Source organism: Aeromicrobium sp. WCS2018Hpa-31, from assembly GCF_031843905.1.
In the GTDB taxonomy this organism is placed as follows: domain Bacteria; phylum Actinomycetota; class Actinomycetes; order Propionibacteriales; family Nocardioidaceae; genus Aeromicrobium.
In genome coordinates this window covers 275,570-290,726 of record NZ_JAVTJF010000001.1, presented here as the reverse complement: position 1 = coordinate 290,726, position 15,157 = coordinate 275,570, and the positions used below count along the sequence as shown (strand labels likewise).

Below are 15,157 nucleotides of genomic sequence, written 5' to 3'. Positions count from 1 at the left end.
GGATCGATCGTCGTGTCCTCGTGTTCACACCTCTACGACGACACAGCCCGCCCAGGTGTGAGGTCGGGCCCGACGTCCCCGCAGGCATAGGTATGCCTTACCTTTGTCGCGTGCTCCACCCCTCGACCCTGCAGCTCCGCGGCACCGGCATCGTGGCCGGCTACCGCCGCGCGACGGTCGTCCACGACGTCGACGTCGCGCTGCACGCGGGCCGGGTCACGGCGCTGATCGGACCGAACGGCTCGGGCAAGTCGACCCTGCTGCGGTCGCTGGCCCACCTGCACGAGCCGGAGTCCGGTCGGGTGGAGCTGGGCGACGGCACCGCCGTGGGTGACCTGGCCGGGCGCGACCTGGCCACGCGGCTCACCCTGCTCTCGCAGTCGCGGAGCGTGCCCGGCGGCGTGTCGGTCCGCGAGGTCGTGGAGTACGGCCGTCACCCGCACCGCGGCCGCTGGGGCGGTGGCGACCCCGACGGCGCCGTCGTCGTCGACCGCGTGATGGGGATGTGCGGCGTCACCGAGCTGGCCGACCGCCCCGTCGACACCCTGTCGGGCGGGCAGCTGCAGCGCGTCTGGCTGGCCAGCTGCCTGGCCCAGGACACGGCCGTGCTCCTGCTCGACGAGCCCACCACGTTCCTGGACCTGCGCTACCAGGTGGAGCTGCTCGACACGGTCCGCGACCTCGCCGACCACCACGACATCGCGATCGGCATCGTCCTGCACGACCTCGACCAGGCCGCCGCGATCGCCGACGACGTCGTTCTGCTCGTCGACGGCCGCGTGGACGCGGCCGGTCCTCCGGCCGACGTCCTCACCTCGGCGCGGCTGAGCGCCGCCTACGGCATCCAGGTCGACGTCCACGTCGACCCCTCCACCGGCCACGTCCGCACCCGCGCCGTGGCCCGTCACCACACCCGTCCGACCCCCCTTCAGGAGAACCCGTGACGCCCATCCGCCTGCCGCTCGTGGCAGCCACCGCCCTGCTCGCCACCGTGCTCGCCGCCTGCGGCACCACCGAGGACGCCTCCGACGGCTCCTCGGAGTCCAGCGGGGAGAAGATCACCCTCACCGACTCGCGCGGCAAGGAGATCACCCTCGACGGACCCGCCACCCGCGTGGCCGCCACGGAGTGGAACGCGGCCGAGTACCTCGTGTCGCTCGGCGTCCAGCCGGTCGGCGTGTCCGACGTCAAGGGCTTCGCCACCTGGGACAGCGCGGTGGAGCTCGGCGACGACGTGACCGACCTCGGCACGCGTGGCGAGCCGAGCCTGGACACGCTGGCCTCGCTCGACCTCGACGCGCTCGTCGTCACCGACACCCTCGCCGGCGACGCCGTGGAGCAGATCGAGAAGACCATCCCCGTGATCGTCCTGCCCGGCGGCAAGGCCGGCGAGCAGATCGACCAGATGTTCGCCAACCTCGACCTGGTGGCCAAGGCCACCGGCACCGAGGACGAGGCGAAGGACCTGAAGGCCGAGTTCGACGAGAAGCTGGCCGACACCAAGAAGGCCGTCGCCGACTCCGACGCCGCCGGCGCCACGGTGGCGTTCAGCGACGCCTACGACACCGGCGACGCCGTCTCCGTCCGGCCCTACACGGCCACGTCGCAGCTCGGCACGATCCTGGACGAGCTCGGCTTCGAGAACGCGTGGGACGCCATCGACGGCCTCGAGCCCGACCCTGCCTACGGTCTGGCCCAGACCGACGTGGAGGGCCTGACCAAGCTGCCCGACGACACGCAGTACTGGTACATCGCCAACGACGCCGAGACCGACCCGTACGCGGACACGCTGAAGGACAACACCGTCTGGACGTCGCTGCCGTTCGTGGAGAGCGGCGACGTGGTGCGGTTCCCCGACAAGATCTGGATGTTCGGTGGTCCGAAGTCGATGATCCAGTTCCTGGACGCCGTCGCGGACCAGGTCTCCTGAGCGACTGACGACCTGGACCCCGAGGCCACGACCGCATGACCCTCACGGCCGAGCGCCCCGACGTCGAGGAGCACACCTCCCCGACGCCGGTCGGCGCGCCCATGTCGGTGTGGCGGGTCGCGGTCGTGGCCCTCGGGCTGCTGATCGCCATCGCCGCGGTGTCGGCGGTGCACGTGGTGCAGGGCACCGCCGACGTCGGCGCACCTGAGCTGTGGGGCTGGCTCACCGGGACCGGGTCGGGACAGGCGACCGCGGTCGTCGTCGAGTCCCGCCTGCCGCGCCTGGCCGCGGGCGTGGTCGTGGGCCTGTCCCTCGGCGTGGCCGGCGCCGTGATGCAGTCGGTGGCGCGCAACATGCTGGCCTCCCCCGACACGCTCGCGGTGAACTCCGGAGCGTTCCTCGCCGTCACCGTCGGCGCGACGGTCGGCGTGCCGTCGGTGATCGCCGGTGACCTCGTGCTCGCGTTCGGCGGCGGCCTGCTCGCGGCTCTCGTCGTCTTCGCGCTGGCGGGCACCGAGTACGGCACCGTCCGGTTGGTGCTCGCGGGCACCGTGATCTCGCTGGGGTTCATGGCGATCTCGACGATGCTGATCATCCTCGACCCGCAGGGCGCCATCGGCCTGCAGGCGTGGCAGGCGGGGACGCTCAGCCAGAACGGCTTCGGCACGCTGCGCCTGATGGCCCCGCTCATGGTCGTGGTCGTGGTCGTGACGCTGCTGCACGCGCGACGCCTCGACCTGCTCACCCTCGGCGACGACGAGGCCCGGTCGCTGGGCGTGCCGGTGCGCCGGACCCAGCTGACGGTGATCGTCCTGGCCGTCCTGCTGTCGGCGGTCTCCGTGACCGTGGCCGGGCCCATCGGCTTCATCGGTCTCGTCGCCCCCGCCCTTGTCCGACTGGGCACGTCGCGGGTCAAGGGCCTGCACCGTCACCGTGCGCTCGTGCCGCTGTCGGGCCTGGCCGGCGTGGCGGTGGTGCTGCTCGCCGACGTGACCGTGCGGGCGGTCATGGGCTCCCAACGGGCGGTGCAGGTGCCGACCGGGGTGGCCACCACGATCCTCGGCGCGGTGGTGCTGGTCGGCTTCGCGATGCGACTGCGCGCATCACGGCTGGACGAGGCGGGCAACGCGCTCGACGTGCGCGGACTGGGGGTGCGTCGCCCCGGCCTGCTGATCGGCGTGCTGGTGGTCCTGCTGGCGGCCGTCGCGGGCGCGTCGATGCTGGTGGGCGACCGGATGTTCCTGGTCGGCGACCTGCTCAACTGGCTCGCCGGCCGCGGTGGCCCGATCACGTCGAGCGTCATGGACGCCCGGGCGCCGCGGATCGTCGCGGCCGTGCTCGCCGGGGTCGCCCTGGCCGTGTCAGGCGCACTGATCCAGGGCGTGACGCGCAACCCCCTCGCGGACCCGACCCTGCTCGGCGTGTCCGGAGGCGCGTCGGTCGGGGCCGTCGTCGTGGTCACCGCGGTGCCGACCGCGAGCTTCTGGGCGATCTCCGGGGCCAGCACGGCCGGGGCGCTGCTGGCCGCGACGCTCGTGTTCGGCCTCGCCGCGCGCAGCGGCTTCGCCACCGACCGGCTCGTGCTGCTGGGCGTGGGCGTGGCCTACGGCGCCACGGCCACCGTGACCGTGCTGATCGTGGCCACCGACCCGTTCAACGCGGCCAAGGCACTCACCTGGCTGTCGGGGTCGACCTACGGTCGCGCCTACGAGCACCTGACGCCGCTCGTGGTCGCGTGCCTCGTCCTGCTGCCGATCGCCTTCGCGGCGTCACGTCGTCTCGACCTGCTGTCGGTCGACGAGGACACACCGCGCGTGGTCGGCGTGGACCCCGCCCGTTCGCGCCTGCTGCTGCTCGGAAGCGGCACGCTGCTCACGGCGGCGGCGGTCTCGGTCATCGGCGTCGTGGGCTTCGTGGGGCTCGTGGCGCCGCACGCCGCACGCGCGCTGGTGGGGCGGCGTCACCGTCTCGTGATCCCGGTGGCTGCCTTGCTGGGTGCGATCGTGCTGAGCCTGTCGGACCTGCTCGGCCGCACGGTCGTGGCGCCGACACAGCTGTCGGCCAGCCTGCTGACCGCGGCCATCGGCACGCCGTACTTCCTGTACCTGCTGCACCGGTCACGGCGCACCTAGGACGTCAGGCGTTCGCCGTCTCCTGGTTCTTGCGCCAGCGGATGCCGGCCTCGATGAAGTCGTCGATCTCGCCGTCGAGCACCGACTGGGTGTTGCCGGTCTCGTGCTCGGTGCGCAGGTCCTTGACCATCTGGTACGGGTTCAGCACGTAGTTGCGCATCTGGTCGCCCCAGGAGGCCTGCACGTCGCCGCGCAGCTCGTCGAGGTGGGCACGCTCCTCGGCCTTCTTGAGCGCGAGCAGCTTGGCCTTGAGGATCACCATGGCGCTGGCCTTGTTCTGCAGCTGGCTCTTCTCGTTCTGGCAGCTGACCACCACGCCGGTGGGGATGTGGGTGAGGCGGACCGCCGAGTCGGTGGTGTTGACCGACTGGCCGCCGGGCCCGGACGAGCGGTACACGTCGACGCGGATCTCCTCGTCGGGGATGTCGATCTCGTCGGTCTGCTCCAGCACGGGCACGACCTCGATGGCCGCGAACGAGGTCTGGCGTCGGCCCTGGTTGTCGAAGGGCGAGATGCGCACGAGCCGGTGGGTGCCGGACTCGACCGACAGCGTGCCGTAGGCGTAGGGCGCCTTGATCGCGAAGGTCGTCGACTTGATGCCCGCCTCCTCCGCGTAGGAGGTGTCGTAGATCTGGACGGGGTAGTCGTGCCGCTCGGCCCAGCGCACGTACATGCGCTGGAGCATGAGGGCGAAGTCGGCGGCGTCGACGCCACCCGCGCCGGAGCGGATGGTCACCAGGGCCTCGCGCTCGTCGTACTCGCCCGACAGCAGCGTGCGGACCTCGAGCGACTCCACGAGGGCACGCAGGCGGGTCAGCTCGGTCTCGGCCTCGGCGAGGGAGTCGGCGTCACCCTCCTCCTGGGAGAGCTCGACCAGCACCTCGAGGTCGTCGAGACGGCTGCGCAGCTCGACGATGCGCTCCATCTGCGACTGCAGCACGGAGAGGCGACCGGTGACGCGCTGGGCGTTCGCCTGGTCGTCCCAGAGGTCGGGTGCGCCGACCTCCTCCTGCAGCTCGTCGATCTCGGTCTGCATCGCGTCGAGGTCGAGGACCTTCTCGATGGAGGTCAGGGTCGCACTGAGCTCCTTGATCTGCTCTGCGAAGTCGGTGGCCACCTGTCGAGGTTACCGGCCCTGTGGTGGGATCGAGACCATGGCGTGCCTGTTCTGCGCGATCGTCGCCGGTGACGAGCCGGCCCACGTGGTGCTCGAGGACGAGCACGTGCTGGGCTTCCTCGACGTGCGCCCCGTCTTCAAGGGCCACACGCTGCTCGTGCCGCGCACGCACGTGGACACGTTGCTCGAGCTCCCGGACGAGCTCACGGTGCCGCTGTTCTCCGCGGCCCGTCGCACTGCTGCGGCGATGACGTCGGCCCTGGGCGCGCAGGGCACGTTCGTGGCGATGAACAACGTGGTGTCGCAGAGCGTTCCCCACCTGCACGTGCACGTGGTCCCCCGCACCAAGGGCGACGGCCTGCGCGGCTTCTTCTGGCCCCGCACGAAGTACGAGGAAGGCGAGGCGGCGGCCTACGCCGAGCGGCTGCGTCAGGTTCTGGTCGCCTGAGCGTCACCCGGAGAGGGTTGCGCCATGCCGGTTCCTCGGGTTGGCATGGAGGGCATGAACACATCGGGGAACAGCACCAGACCGTCCGTCCTCCGCCGCCTCGCGGTGCTCCTGACCGGCACGATGCTCGGTCTCGGCGCCGTGGTCGGCCTCTCCACGTCGGCCTCGGCGGTGACGCAGGCCCAGGCCGAGTCGGCGTTCAGAGCGACCGGCATCACGTGGTCGTCGTCGGGCGGATGCACCGACCGGACCAACCCCACGTGCACGTCGTTCGACGGGCTGCGCCAGACCAGCGTGGACGGCGCCCGCACGTTGAAGTCCGCCAGTGGCTGTGCACTCAACATCACGGGTGGAACCGAGACCGGTCACGCGGGCGGCACCTACAGCCACGCGAACGGCTACAAGCTGGACTTCAGCCTCTCCAGCTGCCTGACGTCGTACGTGACGAACACGTTCACGTACGTCGGCACCCGCAGCGACGGAGCGCGGCTCTACCGGTCGGGATCCGGCAACGAGTACGCCCAGGAGGGCAGCCACTGGGACGTCACCTTCCACACCTGCGGCGGCTGCTGACCCGGAGCCGCCCACGACCTGCTCGAACGGAGACGGCGCCCCACCCGGTGAGGGTGGGGCGCCGTCGTGCTGCTGGCTGGGTCAGGACAGCTTCTTCTGGCGGTAGAAGTCGTACTGGTCCGAGCCGATGCCGTACGACAGCTTGCGGTAGGTGGTGCCGTAGGTGCCGCGCTGCTCGACGGCCCAGTACTGGGTCTTGGCCGAGTTGGCCCACTTCTCGAACAGGACCACGTGGCGCGAGGTGCTCGTGCCGTTGGGGTCGATGATCGTGTCGCCCTTCCTGAGGTTGTTCTTGCTGGTGAACCTCGTGCTGACGCTGGAGTCGGCCAGACCGACCGTGTTGAGGCCGGGCTTGCCGTACGCGTAGGCCATGCTCACGAAGCCGGAGCAGTCCTGGCGGTAGCCGTCCTTCCAGTTCGAGACCTGGCTGTACGGGACGGGCTTGCCGTTGTTGGCCGTCAGCCACCTCTTGGCGCGCGTGATGACCGTGGCGCCGCTGATCGTGGCCTGGGTCTGGACGGTGTCGTCGCTGACGGCGGTGACGTTGCTGCCGCTCGTCTCGCCCTGGGTCGGCGCGAGCGAGGCACCGGCGACCGACGTCCCGGCGAGCGGGGCGACGAGTGCGGCTCCGGCGACGGTGAGGGCGAGCTTCCTGCTGATGCGGTTCATGAATCCCCCCGAGGGATCTCGCCGGGCCTGTCCCGGCTCTCGTCGTCGACGCTACGAGCGGGTGCTGCGAATTCGCTGCGAAGGCCCTCGGGGTTCCGCGGTCGCTCAGTCGGCCTCGGGGTCGAACCCGGCGACGGCCACGCGGGTGGCGTCGGCGATGAGGTCGTCGTCGTACTCGGCGTCCTGCTCGGTCTTCGACGACATGATGACGAGCACGATCGGGTCGCCGTCGGCGCGGCGCAGCACGGCGATGTCGTTGCGGGTGCCGTAGGCGGCGGCCCCGGTCTTGTCGGCGACCTCCCAGTTGTCGGGGACGCCCGAGCGGATGAGGTCGTCGCCGGTGGTGTTGCGGACCATCAGGTCGGTGAGCATGGCGCGCGCGTAGCCGTTGTTCACGGCGTCGCCGTCGGCCGGGAGCAGCGTGAACGCGCGCAGGGTGGTGGCGAGCGCCTCGGGCGTGGTGGTGTCGCGGTCGTCGCCGGGGACGGCCTCGTTCAGCTCGGGCTCGATGCGCGACACGATCGTCGTCTCGTCGCCGATCTCGCGCAGCACGCCCTGCAGCTCCTCGGGTCCTCCGAGCAGGTCGAACAGCAGGTTGCCGGCGGTGTTGTCGCTGTACCGCACGGCGGCGTCGGCGAGCTCACGGACCGTCAGGTCGGTCTCACCCTCCTCGACGGCCTTCTCGAGCTCGGGCGAGTTCTCGACGAGGTCCTCCTCGCCCAGCTCGACCGTCTGGTCCAGCACGGAGCGCGGCTTCTCGTGCAGCAGTGCCCCGACGGCGAGCGCCTTGATGGTCGACGCGTACGCGAACCGCTCGTCGGCCCGGTGCTCGACGACCTGTCCGGTGCCGGTGTCGATGGCGTAGACGCCGAGGCGCGCGTCGTACTCCTCCTCCAGGTCGGCGAAGTCGGCCGAGAAGGTGGGCGATGCGGTGGCCGTCGGCTCCTCGCCGCCGTCCGGGGTGTCGTCCCCGCCGGTGCACCCGGCGAGCACGAGAGCGGCGGCGATCACGGGCAGCAGCAGACGACGCATGCCCCTATTCGACCAGATCGTCCCGAACGCCCCTCCGTGACCCACATCCGTTTCGGACAGTTGAGGGGCGGTCAGGCCGGCCGGTACGACCCGGAAGTGTCCAAGACGGGCCCGGGACGGACCACTGCTCTACGGCCGGCGCAGCTGCGACGACGCCTCCGCCGAGACGCGGGTGCGGTCGGGCCAGCCGGGCGGGGTGAAGGGCAGCTCGACGTCACGCTCGAGACGGACGCTCACCATGTCACCCCGGACCGCGACGTCGACACCGGCGACGTCCTCGCCCGCGAGATAGCCGGCCACCAGCTGTCGCGACGCGGCGGGATCGAGCTCGATCGTCCGGTCGGCGTAGAAGGCGCCCTCGTCGAGACCGTCGGCCGCGGCCAGCGCAGCCCCGTCGGTCAGGTGGGCTAGCTCCTGACGCTGCAGGTACGCCGACGAGGCGTTCACCACGACCACGAGGAGCAACCCGATCACCACCAGGAAGCCGATCGTCATGACCGTCACGCTCCCCCGCTCGCCGCGAACCACCCGGCGCGTCATCGGCCCTCCCGGAACGAGCCGAACGGCTCGGTGTGGTCGGAGTCGACGGCGATGCCGCCGATCCGCTCCCCCAGCGCCGACGGGGTGAGCGGCAGCGGCTGGACGGTGCGCACCGACACCCGCACCGAGGACCCGGGCTGCAGGCACGCGTCCGGCGTCGGGAGGCAGGTGACCACCACGTCGGCGTCGACCCGTTGATCGGAGAGCGCCACCGCTGCGGCCCTGCGCGCCCGTTCCGCGGCCGTGGCGGTGTCGGGCGCCTGCACGTAGGCACGCGCCGCGGCCTTGCTGGCCGACGAGACCCCGTAGGCGGCGCGCTGGGCGTCGAAGACCGCGATCATCGTGTACACGAACGGCACGAGCAGGAGCACCGTCAGCCAGACGAACTCCACCGGGGCCGAGCCGCGCTCGCACCTCACGGCTCCTCCTGCAGGAGCGCGCGGCCGCGGACGTCGAGGGAGACGCTCGGCCCGAGGACCCCCAGCGCCGGCACCTCGGCACGAACCCGCACGACGAGCGCCGGCGCGCCGTCCACCGACGTCTGCGATGCCGTCACCGACCTCGCGAACCGCTCGGACAGGCTGCCCGAGATCATCCGGCGAGTCCGCGCCACCGCCTCGCCGCTCGAGGCGCCGAGCGGGGCACCGGCTCGTGCGCCGTCGGACGCGGCGGCGGTCAGGGTGTTGCGCACGTGCAGCACGAGGCCCAGCTGCATGATGCCGAGCACGAGCGGGACGAGCACCACCACGACGAGCACGTAGTCGACGACGGCCGACCCGCGCTCCTGGTGTGCTCGACGCTCGCGGCGGCGGGTCAGACGCTCTTGCGGCGGAACTCCGGCTGGGCGATCGGCTTGTCGGCACCGTGCGACTTCTCGCTGCCGTCGTGCTCGGCGGTCTCGGCCGACGCGTGGTGCTTGTTGGCCTTCTTGTCGAGGGCCTCGCGCATCTTGGCCTTCAGGTCGTCGTTCGCCACGGTGCCTCCTTGGGTTCCGGCCACCGTACCCCCACGGGACCCCGAACGGTGGCAGCATGCGAGCGCTGACTCTCGCGAGAGACGTGATCCGCACCGGACCTCAGCGCACCGAGTCGAGCGCGTCCCTGAGCATCGAGCTCAGCTCCGGGCCGGCGATCGCCGCCAGGAGCGCGACGAGACCGGCGGACATGACCGTGATCATGACCCACCCGGGCACGTCACCCCGTTCGTCGTGCGGGGGGTGCTGCAGTCGTTCGAGGACTCTTCTGTTCAGTCGTGACATGACGCTCCTTCAGCTGGAGAGGCGGAGGCCGACGAGGCCCGGGTAGAAGGCGAAGACGACGGTGACCGGCAGCACGAGGAAGACGACGGGGACCATCATCAGGATCTCCTTGCGGCCGCCGGCCTCCATCAGGTCGCGACGGGCGGTCTCGCGCACGTCGGCAGCCTGGGCGTGCAGCACGTCGACGAGCGGGGTGCCGCGGTCGACCGCGACGGCGAGCCCCTCGGCGAACCGGGCGATGCTCGCGACGCCCGTCCGGGCCGCGAGGGCGTCGAACGCCGCGGGAACGGTCCGCCCGGTCCGTACGTCGGCCAGGACGGTGCCGAGCTCGTCGGCCAGACCACCCCGCAGGACCTGGAGCACCCGTTCCAGCCCGGCCACCGGACTCTCCCCCGCAGCGACCGCCAGGGCGAGGAGGTCGGCCACGACGGGGAACTCCTCGGCCAGCCGGACCTCATGACGCTTGACCTGCGACGAGAGATAGGTGTCCCGCCCGAGGACGCCTGCGACGAAGCCGGTGACGCACACGACCATCAGGACCAGGGGCGACCCGCCGTAGGTGGTCCACACGACCGTGGAGATCACCGACGCCACACCGAACCCGAGAGCACCCCAGACGAGCTGCTGGATGCGGAGCTCCTCGACGCCGTAGGGCGACCCGAGTCGGGTCAGTCGTCGTTCGACGCTCGAGGCTCCACCGGTCACCCGGCCGACCACGTCACCGACCGAGCGCAGGAGCGGCCCGTAGACGGCACCGACGGTGCTGGTCGAGCGGGCCGACGTCGGCAGGACGTCGCCGAGGTAGGGGTCGATCCGCATCATCGGGGTGGGGTGCCGGACGCGCCGCCAGGACGTGAGCACCAGGAGCAGACCGCTGGCGAGGACGGCACCGAGGACCGCTCCGACGACGGGGCTCACGCGAGGACCCGCCGCTCCTGCGGAAGCCGACCGATCCACAGCATCAGCCGGAAGGCGACCACGCACACGACCGCGCCCACGGTCAGGACCACGGCCCCGGTGGTGGTGGCGTACCTGGCGACCACGTCTGGCTGCAGGCTGAGCGCCGCGAGGACCACCCACGGAGCACCGACGGCCAGCCGTGCGGCGTTCACGGTCCAGGACTGGCGCGCCTCGAGCTCACCGCGGGTCCGGGCCTCCTCGCGCAGGAAACCGGAGAGGGCGCGAAGCATGCGCCCCAGGTCTCCTCCGCCGACGTCGCGCGCGAGTCGCAGCGCCTCGACCACGCGATCGCCGGTCGGGTCGGCGAGGCGCACCTTCAGGCGGTCGAGGGCCGCGTCGAACCGCCCGGTGGACTGGTAGTCGCGCCCGAACCGCACGAAGGGCTCCCGCAGTCCCTCCGGACCCCGCTCCCCCAGCTGCACCACGGCCTCGGGGAGCGAGAGTCCGGCGCGCACCGCGGAGGCGAGGTTGTCGACGGCGTCGGGCCACAGGTCGGCGTGCTCCCGTGCGCGCCGACGCGCACGCCCCCGCAACGTCGCGACGGGGAGCAGCGCCGCCAGCGCCCCGAAGACGAGACCGACGACCAGGACCCGCGACACGACGGTCATCACGAGACCGGCCACGAGGAAGGACCCGCCGCACAGCCCGAACAGGCCCGCCGGCGTCACCTCGGAGAGCCCGGCGGCGTCGAGCAGCTCGCGCAGCGAGCGGGTCGACCGACCCCGACGTCGCGGGTGCGGGTCAGCCAGCGCCCACAGCACGAGCACGAGGCCCAGCCCCAGGACCAGTCCGATCAGCGCGCCCATCCGGAGTCCTCCTCGGGCACCAGGACGTCGTCGAGATCGATGCCGACGCGTTCGAATGCGTCGCGCCGAGCCGGTCGGCCGTGGCCGCGCCTCAGCGTGCCTCCTTCGCGCTTGAAGACCGTCTCGGTCTCGATGAGACCGTTCTCGACCCTCCCGGTGACCGCTGCGACCTCCTGCACGGCTCGCCTGCCCGCGTGGTCGATGGAGGTGTGGACGACGAGGTCGACGGAGGTCGCGACGGTCGGCACCACGAAGTCGCTCGTGATGTTCGCTCCGGCGAGCAGCGGGAGCGTGCAGAGCTTGGTGAGCGCCTGGCGGGCCGAGCTCGCGTGCACGCTGGCCATCCCCGGGAGACCGGCATTGAGGGCGAGCAGCATGTCGAGACACTCGGCGGAGCGGACCTCGCCCACCACGATGCGACTCGGGCGCATGCGAAGCGCCTCCTTGACCAGCATCCGCAGGTCCACCTCGCCGGTCCCCTCGAGGCCGGCCTGGCGCGACTGGAGCGCGACCCAGTCGGGGTGGCGTCCGCACTGGAGCTCGAAGACCTCCTCGACCGTCAGCAGACGTTGCGACCCGGGGATCGCGGCTGCCAGGCAGTTCAGGAGGGTCGTCTTCCCCGCCTGCGTCCCCCCGGACACCACGACGTTCAACCCCGCCACGACGCTTGCTCGCAGGAACCGTGCGGCCGTGGCGTCGATGGTCCCGAGGGTCACGAGGTCGTCCAGCGAGTGGGCCCGCGCGACGAACTTGCGGATGTTGACCGCACTGAACCCGCGCGAGATGCCCTCCAGGACCACGTGCAGGCGGTGACCTCCGGGCAGCATCGCGTCGACGAACGGCTGCGACACGTCGAGCCTGCGGCCGGACGACGACAGCATCCGCTCGACCAGCTCGCGCACCTGCGCAGCCGTGAGGATCACCGACGTCAGCTCGTGCTTGCCGTCACGCGCGACGAACACCCGGTCCGGCTCGTTGATCCACACCTCCTCGACCGTCGGGTCGTCGAGGAACGGCTGCAGCGGCCCGAACCCGGCCACGTCGGCGACGATGCCGCCCACGATCCGGTCGGGTTCGTCGAGGGAGCGCACCGCACCCGTCAGTGACCGCTTCTCGTGCTCGGCCACCACGTCGATCGCGAGCTGACGCACCGCGTCGGCCTCGACCTGGGGATCGATGCGACGGCGGCGCACCTGCTCGCGGACCTCGTCCGCGAGCGTCGTCTGAACTGGATCCACCTCGACCCTTCCCCCGAAAAGCCCTGCAGTGCAGGAGAGTCTCCCAAAGAAGGCCCCATCCGTGAAGGCCCTCGTACGCAGGGTGTGGACGGACGTCCGGACTCGCGTCGGCAGGCGCCGGTCACGCACCCCGCTCCACGGGATCAGGTGCGATCCTGGTGCCTCGACGTCATCGGGGAATGAATGAGCACGGAGACCACCGGCCGGCTGGAGCCACCAGCCGCTTCGCCATGGGCCCCGGAGTGGTGGGAGCTGTTGCGTGAGCGACGCACCACGTGGGCCCAGCGGCACACGGCGCTGTTGAAGCGGCTGCTGATCGCCCGCCTTGCCCTGTTGGCGGTCGCGCTCGTGTGGCTGATCGTGGCGTGGCTGTTCGTCGACGCGGTCAAACCAGCCCTTCTGTCGGTCTGGTTCGGTGCCGTGTGGATCTGCGTGCTGTGGTTCCTGCTGCTGCGCACCAAGACCCTGACCTTCGCGGGCTACCTGCGCTTGTTCGTGCTGTGTGTCGCCTGGGCGATCGTCATCGGAGTCGTCCTGCGCAGCGCTGCGATCGCCGCATCACCGCTGGCCCAGGAGGGTGGCTTCGCCACTCGGACCGCTCTCGCCTCGGTCGGCGAGGAAGCGCTCAAGCTCTTTCCGCTCCTGGCGATCGCGCTCGCGGCACCGGGTCGCGTCCGGCGCTTCGCCGTCGCGGACTGGGCACTCCTGGGACTGGCCTCCGGTGCCGGATTCCTGGCCGCCGAGGAGATCCTGCGACGACTCAACGTCTACGCACCGCAGGTGAGCATCTTCGGCGAGCGCTACAACCTCGACGGCGCCGTCCAGTTCGGGCTCCTCGGGCTCGACGACTCCGGCGTCACCCGGCTCACCTGGTGGCCCGGCCACCACGTCGTGACCATGCTCGTCGCACTCTCCGTCGGCCTGGGCATCGCTCTCTGGCGCGCCTCCCGGGGCCGCGACCTGCTGTGGCGGGCCGCCGCCGGCACCGGTGCGGCCGTGCTCGTGACCGGAGTCTTCTGGTCAGCCGTGACCACGCACGCCTACTACAACCTCGGCACCGGGACGAGCCCGAACACCCTGCCCGCACCTCTACGCTGGTGGCACGCGGTGACCCCGGACGAGTTCGGTGCCACGTGGATGCTCGTCCTGGCCGTCCTCGTCATCCTCCTCGTGGACGGGACGCGGCTCCGCCGATGGGGCGGCTGGCAGGTTCCGGTGGAAGCCCCGGCGTGGGCCGCGCACCTCGACGCCCGGCTCGCCGACACAACGCCTCCCCAGGGCACCCGTCCCGTCCTCACCTGGGGCTGGGTGGGAGCAACCGATGCAGCGCGGTCGCTGCTGTTCGTGGTCGCCGACACCGTCCGCGGGATCGGACTCTTCCTTGCCACTGGAGCACGCCAGGAAGGTGAGCCGTGGTGGGCCGGCCCTCGCCGCGCCCAAGCCTCCGTCGTCATGAACCGCCAGTCCCGCGAGCTGACGCTCCACCTCGACGCCCCGCCCGCCCGACCATGGGTGCTGCGCGGCATCGCCGTCGCTGTGTGCGCCGTCCTGCTGTGGATGACGTTCACCGTCGCCCCCGACTGGGTGCGTCATCTCGACGGCACCTCCTGGGCGGAACGGATGGACGAATCGTGGCTCGCCCAGCTGTTCGACGGCCTGGACCGGTGGTGGAACGACCTCTCCGGCTTCGAGAAGACCCTTGGGATCGGCGCCATTGTCGTCCTATCCGGCGGGGCGCTCGCCATCGCCGGGGCAGGAGCCGGCAGCATCGTCCTTGGTTCTGCTGCCTGGGGCAGCGGTGCGTTCTCCGTTGCGGACAACGCCGACCACCTCTCTGACTTCGCCCGCGACCCCGTCGGCGCAGTCCGCGACTATTGGTCGAACGCGACACCAGGCTCTCTTGCGCTCGACGTGGGGGTCTTGGCCTTCACGGCATGGGCGCCGTCGAAACTCGCTGCACCGGTGCGAGGAACGATCGACGGCTTCGTGAAGGATCAACGAGACTGGGTATCGCGACGACTTCGCCGCGATCTCGATGAGCCCGAAGCACCCACCCCCGCCCGTGCACCCCGGAGAGACCCGGGGGCTTGGACCACGACCAACGAGCACATGTCGGAACGCTCAGCGAAATACCAGCAGCAGGTAACAGGGGCACCCCGAGGGTCGGTCTACAGGGTCGAGAACGTCGATTTCGACGGCTTCGAGGACGGAGTTCTGATCGAGGCCAAGGGGCCCGGCCTCAAGGGGTTCGTGAAGGAGGGATCTTTCCGGGAGTGGTTCCGTGGTGCTGACCGCTTCACGGACCAGGCGTTGAGACAGAAGCGCGTTGCGGGTGATACGCCGATTCGCTGGGATGTGGCCGAGCCGGAAGTGTTCGAGGCTCTACAGGACATGTTCTTCGAAGAAGGGATCGTCGGAATCACGGTCCGGCACGTTCCGGCATCATGAGGAGGG

General features: G+C 71.1%; 17 protein-coding genes. 6 read left to right on the top strand and 11 right to left on the bottom strand.

Annotated features, from left to right (window positions below):
* The first annotated feature begins 110 nt into the window (after nt 1–110).
* From RQG84_RS01395 to RQG84_RS01385, 3 genes are read left to right on the top strand one after another with little or no spacing between them, the layout of a single operon-like run.
* Complete coding sequence (locus RQG84_RS01395) at nt 111–944, top strand: ABC transporter ATP-binding protein (RefSeq protein WP_311208528.1); 834 nt, start codon at nt 111–113, stop codon at nt 942–944.
* Nucleotides 941–1,930 carry an iron-siderophore ABC transporter substrate-binding protein gene (locus RQG84_RS01390; protein ID WP_311208527.1) on the top strand — a complete coding sequence of 330 codons (990 nt, stop codon included), beginning with the start codon at nt 941–943 and terminating at the stop codon, nt 1,928–1,930. Before RQG84_RS01395 ends, RQG84_RS01390 begins: the two co-directional genes overlap by 4 nt.
* Before the next feature lie 35 nt (nt 1,931–1,965).
* Nucleotides 1,966–4,062 carry an iron ABC transporter permease gene (locus RQG84_RS01385; protein ID WP_311208526.1) on the top strand — a complete coding sequence of 699 codons (2,097 nt, stop codon included), beginning with the start codon at nt 1,966–1,968 and terminating at the stop codon, nt 4,060–4,062.
* Between the two features lie 4 nt (nt 4,063–4,066).
* On the opposite strand, the gene prfB is transcribed toward RQG84_RS01385, so the two are convergent.
* Nucleotides 4,067–5,179, bottom strand: coding sequence for a peptide chain release factor 2 (gene prfB / locus RQG84_RS01380; RefSeq protein WP_056580690.1), 1,113 nt, complete (start codon nt 5,177–5,179; stop codon nt 4,067–4,069).
* A 37-nt stretch (nt 5,180–5,216) separates the two neighbouring features.
* Here prfB and RQG84_RS01375 point away from each other — a divergent pair, with 37 nt between their 5' ends.
* Together RQG84_RS01375 and RQG84_RS01370 are read left to right on the top strand one after the other, a co-directional pair.
* On the top strand, nt 5,217–5,627 hold the full coding sequence (locus RQG84_RS01375) for an HIT family protein (RefSeq protein ID WP_311208525.1): 411 nt from the start codon (nt 5,217–5,219) through the stop codon (nt 5,625–5,627).
* A gap of 54 nt (nt 5,628–5,681) precedes the next feature.
* Nucleotides 5,682–6,200: a hypothetical protein gene (locus RQG84_RS01370; RefSeq protein ID WP_311208524.1), complete on the top strand. Its 519-nt coding sequence runs from the start codon at nt 5,682–5,684 to the stop codon at nt 6,198–6,200.
* 81 nt (nt 6,201–6,281) lie between these two features.
* On the opposite strand, the gene RQG84_RS01365 is transcribed toward RQG84_RS01370, so the two are convergent.
* From RQG84_RS01365 to RQG84_RS01320, 10 genes are all read right to left on the bottom strand, one after another.
* Nucleotides 6,282–6,869 (bottom strand): hypothetical protein, encoded by a 588-nt coding sequence (locus RQG84_RS01365; RefSeq protein ID WP_311208523.1) that lies wholly within the window; start codon nt 6,867–6,869, stop codon nt 6,282–6,284.
* Nucleotides 6,870–6,974: 105 nt separating this feature from the next.
* Nucleotides 6,975–7,901: a class A beta-lactamase gene (gene bla / locus RQG84_RS01360; RefSeq protein ID WP_311208522.1), complete on the bottom strand. Its 927-nt coding sequence runs from the start codon at nt 7,899–7,901 to the stop codon at nt 6,975–6,977.
* A gap of 129 nt (nt 7,902–8,030) precedes the next feature.
* Nucleotides 8,031–8,405, bottom strand: coding sequence for a pilus assembly protein TadG-related protein (locus tag RQG84_RS01355; RefSeq protein WP_311208521.1), 375 nt, complete (start codon nt 8,403–8,405; stop codon nt 8,031–8,033).
* 32 nt (nt 8,406–8,437) lie between these two features.
* Nucleotides 8,438–8,860, bottom strand: coding sequence for a hypothetical protein (locus RQG84_RS01350; RefSeq protein WP_311208520.1), 423 nt, complete (start codon nt 8,858–8,860; stop codon nt 8,438–8,440).
* Nucleotides 8,857–9,258, bottom strand: coding sequence for a pilus assembly protein (locus RQG84_RS01345; protein ID WP_311208613.1), 402 nt, complete (start codon nt 9,256–9,258; stop codon nt 8,857–8,859). The genes RQG84_RS01350 and RQG84_RS01345 overlap by 4 nt, the downstream gene beginning before the upstream one ends.
* Complete coding sequence (locus RQG84_RS01340; protein WP_311208519.1) at nt 9,255–9,416, bottom strand: DUF5302 domain-containing protein; 162 nt, start codon at nt 9,414–9,416, stop codon at nt 9,255–9,257. The genes RQG84_RS01345 and RQG84_RS01340 overlap by 4 nt, the downstream gene beginning before the upstream one ends.
* A gap of 100 nt (nt 9,417–9,516) precedes the next feature.
* Entirely contained in the window at nt 9,517–9,699 is a 183-nt protein-coding gene (locus RQG84_RS01335; RefSeq protein WP_055968831.1) for a hypothetical protein, read from the bottom strand.
* A gap of 9 nt (nt 9,700–9,708) precedes the next feature.
* Nucleotides 9,709–10,617, bottom strand: a complete 909-nt coding sequence (locus tag RQG84_RS01330; protein ID WP_311208518.1) for a type II secretion system F family protein — start codon at nt 10,615–10,617, stop codon at nt 9,709–9,711.
* A complete protein-coding gene (locus RQG84_RS01325; RefSeq protein ID WP_311208517.1) occupies nt 10,614–11,465 on the bottom strand; it encodes a type II secretion system F family protein in 852 nt (283 codons plus the stop codon). The genes RQG84_RS01330 and RQG84_RS01325 overlap by 4 nt, the downstream gene beginning before the upstream one ends.
* A complete protein-coding gene (locus tag RQG84_RS01320) occupies nt 11,453–12,703 on the bottom strand; it encodes an ATPase, T2SS/T4P/T4SS family (protein ID WP_311208516.1) in 1,251 nt (416 codons plus the stop codon). Before RQG84_RS01320 ends, RQG84_RS01325 begins: the two co-directional genes overlap by 13 nt.
* Before the next feature lie 183 nt (nt 12,704–12,886).
* On the opposite strand from RQG84_RS01320, the gene RQG84_RS01315 reads away from it, so the two are divergent.
* Entirely contained in the window at nt 12,887–15,151 is a 2,265-nt protein-coding gene (locus tag RQG84_RS01315) for a Tox-REase-5 domain-containing protein (RefSeq protein WP_311208515.1), read from the top strand.
* The last annotated feature ends 6 nt before the right edge of the window (nt 15,152–15,157 follow it).

Bases quoted from the DNA above. Each gene is read 5' to 3' on its own strand.
- RQG84_RS01385 (WP_311208526.1), top strand. From the start codon at position 1,966: ATGACCCTCACGGCCGAGCGCCCCGACGTCGAGGAGCACACCTCCCCG.
- RQG84_RS01375 (WP_311208525.1), top strand. From the start codon at position 5,217: ATGGCGTGCCTGTTCTGCGCGATCGTCGCCGGTGACGAGCCGGCCCAC.
- RQG84_RS01370 (WP_311208524.1), top strand. From the start codon at position 5,682: ATGAACACATCGGGGAACAGCACCAGACCGTCCGTCCTCCGCCGCCTC.
- RQG84_RS01365 (WP_311208523.1), bottom strand. From the start codon at position 6,869: ATGAACCGCATCAGCAGGAAGCTCGCCCTCACCGTCGCCGGAGCCGCA.
- bla (WP_311208522.1), bottom strand. From the start codon at position 7,901: ATGCGTCGTCTGCTGCTGCCCGTGATCGCCGCCGCTCTCGTGCTCGCC.
- RQG84_RS01335 (WP_055968831.1), bottom strand. From the start codon at position 9,699: ATGTCACGACTGAACAGAAGAGTCCTCGAACGACTGCAGCACCCCCCG.
- RQG84_RS01325 (WP_311208517.1), bottom strand. From the start codon at position 11,465: ATGGGCGCGCTGATCGGACTGGTCCTGGGGCTGGGCCTCGTGCTCGTG.
- RQG84_RS01315 (WP_311208515.1), top strand. From the start codon at position 12,887: ATGAGCACGGAGACCACCGGCCGGCTGGAGCCACCAGCCGCTTCGCCA.